Annotated in this window: 3 protein-coding genes; all 3 read left to right on the top strand. The window is 46.3% G+C overall.

Features of this window, described 5'->3' with window-relative positions:
• The first annotated feature begins 501 nt into the window (after positions 1-501).
• The 3 genes from miaB (at position 502) to QT990_RS35285 (ending at position 4450) form a co-directional block, all read left to right on the top strand.
• Entirely contained in the window at positions 502-1842 is a 1341-nt protein-coding gene (miaB, locus tag QT990_RS35295; protein WP_333143307.1) for a tRNA (N6-isopentenyl adenosine(37)-C2)-methylthiotransferase MiaB, read from the top strand.
• A 197-nt stretch (positions 1843-2039) separates the two neighbouring features.
• Positions 2040-3110 (top strand): D-alanine--D-alanine ligase family protein, encoded by a 1071-nt coding sequence (locus QT990_RS35290; RefSeq protein WP_333307304.1) that lies wholly within the window; start codon positions 2040-2042, stop codon positions 3108-3110.
• A 257-nt stretch (positions 3111-3367) separates the two neighbouring features.
• Positions 3368-4450, top strand: coding sequence for an AI-2E family transporter (locus QT990_RS35285; protein WP_333466383.1), 1083 nt, complete (start codon positions 3368-3370; stop codon positions 4448-4450).
• Positions 4451-4722: the final 272 nt, after the last annotated feature.

Below are 4722 nucleotides of genomic sequence, written 5' to 3'. Positions count from 1 at the left end.
CCCTTTCTGGACGGGCGGGACGCCCATCCCACAAGAACCATCACGCATTGTAAGTTATTTAATTCTCATTCCTTAGCATCAGGACTTTGGGTGTAGGGTGCGTGAGGGCGAGTAGTTTTTGAATTCAAACTGTGATATTTTTAACACTCACGCACCGCAACAACGAGATTTTGGTGCGTGATGCGCGGTTTAAGATTGATTGTCGGTAGCGCAAGTTAATCGCCGCGCCTCACACACCCTACAGATTTGTGAAAGTGGTTTTTTTAAGAGGCAAGATTGTATGCCTTTGCAAACTATCTTGAAAGGCATTTGCGTTGATATGCGTTGATCTGCGGTTTCCCCTATCCATCAAAGATTTATGCAATAAGTCTCATAAACAGCAGAGGGTGCTGAGAAAAATAAAAGACTGATAAAAAGAAAAGTTCACAAAGGGTTTAGACTTGTTATATAATAGTTGGTTAAGGTTGAAAACCTATATTTTTTATTTGCCTGCAATTCGCCATGACCGTTAAACCTCGCCGCTATCACATCACTACTTTCGGATGCCAGATGAATAAAGCCGACTCGGAACGGATGGCCGGCATTCTCGAAAATATGGGCTTTGAGTTCTCGGAAGACCCGAACGAAGCTAGCTTGATTCTCTACAATACTTGCACAATTCGCGATAATGCCGAACAAAGAGTTTATTCTAACCTCGGAAGGCAAGCTCATCGCAAGCGCCAAGAACCGGGTTTAACTTTAATCGTAGCTGGATGCGTGGCGCAGCAGGAAGGTGAAGCGCTGCTGCGGAGAGTGCCGGAATTAGACTTAGTAATGGGGCCACAACACGCTAACCGACTTGAAGATTTGCTGGAACAAGTTTTTGAGGGCAATCAAATTGTGGCGACTGAAGCTGTTGAGATTATGGAGGATATTACTAAGCCGCGCCGGGATAGCAAGGTGACTGCTTGGGTGAATGTAATTTACGGCTGCAATGAACGCTGCACTTATTGTGTTGTCCCCAATGTTCGCGGGGTTGAACAGTCGCGAATGCCGGAGGCTATTCGCGCTGAGATGGAAGATTTGGGCCGTCAAGGTTACAAGGAGGTAACTTTATTGGGGCAAAATATTGATGCTTACGGACGCGATTTACCGGGGACAAAACCGGGCGGCAGCAACCAGCATACTTTGACGGATTTGCTTTATTTCTTGCAGGATGTGCCTGGTGTCGATCGCCTCAGATTTGCTACTAGCCACCCGCGCTATTTTACGGAAAGATTGATTAAGGCTTGTGCTGAATTACTGCAGGTTTGCGAACATTTTCACATTCCTTTTCAGTCCGGGGATAATGATATTTTGAAGGCGATGTCGCGCGGTTATACTCAGGAAAAATACCGCCGGATTATTGATACAATTCGCCGTTATATGCCGGATGCTTCGATTACTGCGGATGCGATTGTCGGTTTTCCTGGGGAGACGGAAGCGCAGTTTGAGAAGACTTTGAAGTTGATCGAAGAGGTTGGTTTCGATTTGGTGAATACTGCGGCTTATTCGCCTCGCCCTGGGACGCCGGCGGCTTTGTGGGAAAATCAGTTGAGTGAGGAGGTGAAAGCCGATCGCCTGCAACGAATCAATCATGTAGTGACAACAACGGCGATGGAACGATCGCAGCGCTATTTCGGACGCACTGAAGAGGTTTTGGTGGAAGTCCAGAATCTTAAAGATTCAACTCAGGTGATGGGGCGCACTCGCGGCAATCGTCTCACATTTTTTAAGGGCGATATTGCTGAATTGGCGGGTAAAATTGTGCGGGTTAAAATTACAGATATTCGCGCTTTTAGTTTGACGGGGGAAATGCTTTAAATAGCACCGGAATGAGATAGGGGACGGCTTACTGGTGAACTTTTCTAAGAAGATGTAATTTTTTTTACCGCAGAGGGCGCAGAGGACACAGAGGAAGAGTGGAAGGGAGGAGATAAGTAGTCTTAAAGCGGTTCGTATGTGCCTTAGTTGCGCTCTCTGCGTGTATATTTGTCGAAAAGTCCTAGGAGTAGTGAAAAATGACAATGATGCGGATCGGGCTATTGTTCGGGGGGCGATCGGGCGAACACGAAGTCTCAATTAGTTCGGCGCGGGCGATCGCCGGCGCCTTGGCTGCGGAGGAAAATGCGTCTAAATACGAAGTTCTGCCCTTTTATATCCAAAAAAACGGCCGCTGGCTGTCGGGAACATTACCTCAACAAGTCTTAGCCACCGGAAAACCTCTGGAAATAGAGGAACAAACAGGAGAAGACGACTCTCCCGCTGGACAGTTTCCTAATTTTAATGCTGTAGATGTTTGGTTCCCTGTTTTGCACGGGCCAAACGGTGAAGATGGTACGGTGCAAGGGTTGCTGAAATTAATGCAAGTTCCTTTTGTCGGTTCCGGGGTTTTAGGTTCGGCGCTGGGAATGGATAAAATTGCCATGAAAATGGCTTTTGCTCAGGCTGGTTTGCCGCAGGTAAAATACATCGCTGTCAACCGTTCGGAAATCTGGTCTAATCCTTGCGTTTTCCCCAAACTCTGCGATAAAATTGAAGCAGATTTGAGCTATCCTTGCTTTGTTAAACCGGCCAATTTGGGCTCGTCTGTGGGAATTTCTAAAGCTCGATCGCGCGCTGAGTTAGAATCAGCTCTCGACAGCGCCGCCAGCTACGACAGGCGGATAATTGTCGAAGCGGGTGTGGTGGCTAGAGAATTAGAATGTGCAGTTTTAGGTAACGATAATCCCCAAGCTTCAACGGTGGGAGAAATTAGTTTTCAAAGCGATTTCTACGACTACGAAACTAAATATACCCAGGGACAAGCCGACTGCTCAATCCCGGCAAAAGTCAGCGGTGCGATCGTCTCGCAAATCCAAGAAATGGCCGTGCAAGCATTTTTGGCTGTAGACGCAGCAGGTTTAGCGCGAGTAGACTTTTTCTACATTGAATCAACCGGAGAAGTTTTGATTAACGAAATCAACACTTTTCCCGGCTTTACAGCTACCAGTATGTATCCGCAAATGTGGGCAGCGGACGGCATTTCTTTCCCTGAATTAGTAGACCGTTTAATTCAATTAGCTCTCGAACGGCATGGTGAAAAAGGCTGAATCGCGCGCTGCAAACCGCTGCCGTGCCAACCGAAAAGAAATTATTTTCGCAGGTAATATATCCATACCAGCGGAAACGATATAACATAGTTGTGGCAGGCACTGCCTGCCAGCAACCCAATTTACCCTGGCAGAGCAACTGAGAAGTTTCAGCAGTCGGGTATAAATAAATGCACTATAAAATGGTTAACGGAGAAGGGCAAATAGCAGCGCCAATCTCACATCTTGCATCTCAAATTTTAACTCGGTTAACTTAGATGAGACGTTTCACTCAACTGCAGCAGTGGTGGACTTACGGACTGGTATTTCCCCTAGCGGTACTCAACTGCTGGTTAGCCCTCCTAGTCTTTGAATATTTTCGCGCCCTGATTACAGTTTTGGTAGTGGCTACAGTGCTGTCTTTTTTGCTAGATTATCCAGTGCGCTTTCTGCACAGATACGGCTTGAAGCGCGATCGAGCAGTTTTGTCGGTATTGTTTTTGACTTTACTGCTATTGGTGGTTTTAGGTATCACTCTGGCACCCATTCTGCTAAACCAAATCACTGAACTCGCCACCCGACTGCCGACTTGGATAGTTTCTGGCACAGAACAGATTGAAGCATTCCACAATTGGGCGGAAAATCGCAATCTCCGCATTGATGTTAGCGGTTTGACTACCCAATTGAGCGATCGACTTTCATCTCAATTGCAGTCTCTCACTGGCGAAATTCTCAAATTTGGCTTGGGTGCTGCAGACAGTCTGTTGAATTTCCTCCTCACAATAGTCGTGACATTCTACTTGCTCTTGCACGGCGATCGCGTATGGGAAGGATTGTTTAAATGGTTTCCTTCCAAGCATAGCCTTCAATTGCGAGAGTTGCTGGCGCGCAGCTTCCACAACTACTTCGTCGGGCAAGCAACTTTGGCGGGTTTGATGGGATTGTCTATCACTGTTGCTTTTTTAATTATGCGAGTTCCCTTCGGACTTCTGTTCGGTTTGGGTGTGGGTGTAATGACTATGATTCCCTTCGGGGCACCTTTCAGTATTTGCATTGTCAGTTTGCTGATCACATTAAGCAACTTTTGGCTCGGCGTCACAGTTTTAGCTGTCGCTACAGTAATTGAGCAAATAATTGAAAGTGGGGTTGCTCCTCGGTTATTAGGCGGTTTTATCGGTCTCAATCCTGTGTGGATTTTAGTGGCGCTGCTGGTGGGGGTTAAGGTGGCAGGAATAGCAGGTTTGTTAGTTGCTGTGCCGATGGCTGGTTTTATTAAGAATACTGTTGATATTTTGGAAAGTTCGAGGAACAAGTCGAGGGAAATCGATTCGGTTAGTTCCATTGAACCTATGGAGCAATAAAATTCCTCCATAGGTTCAAATTTTAGATTTGAAAAGAGTTTTTGCAGGCTATTGTGACCGAGAGCATCCAGGATACAAGCCCCCGAATTTATCTCGCGCAAGTCAATCTAAAATCTAAAATCTAAAATCGCGCAATCGATTGACTTACAGCATATTCCATGTATATGCGGTACACACAATCTTGTCGTAAGCATCGGTGCGTCGCCACCAGTCAATCTGCAAGTTTCATTAAACATGAGCAGCGACGCACCCTACATAACAATGTACCAACA

This window comes from Microcoleus sp. T3_B1, from assembly GCF_036700445.1.
In the GTDB taxonomy this organism is placed as follows: Bacteria; Cyanobacteriota; Cyanobacteriia; order Cyanobacteriales; family Microcoleaceae; genus Microcoleus.
The sequence above is the reverse complement of the archived record's forward strand: the minus strand, read 5'-3'. Positions and strand labels throughout refer to the sequence as shown.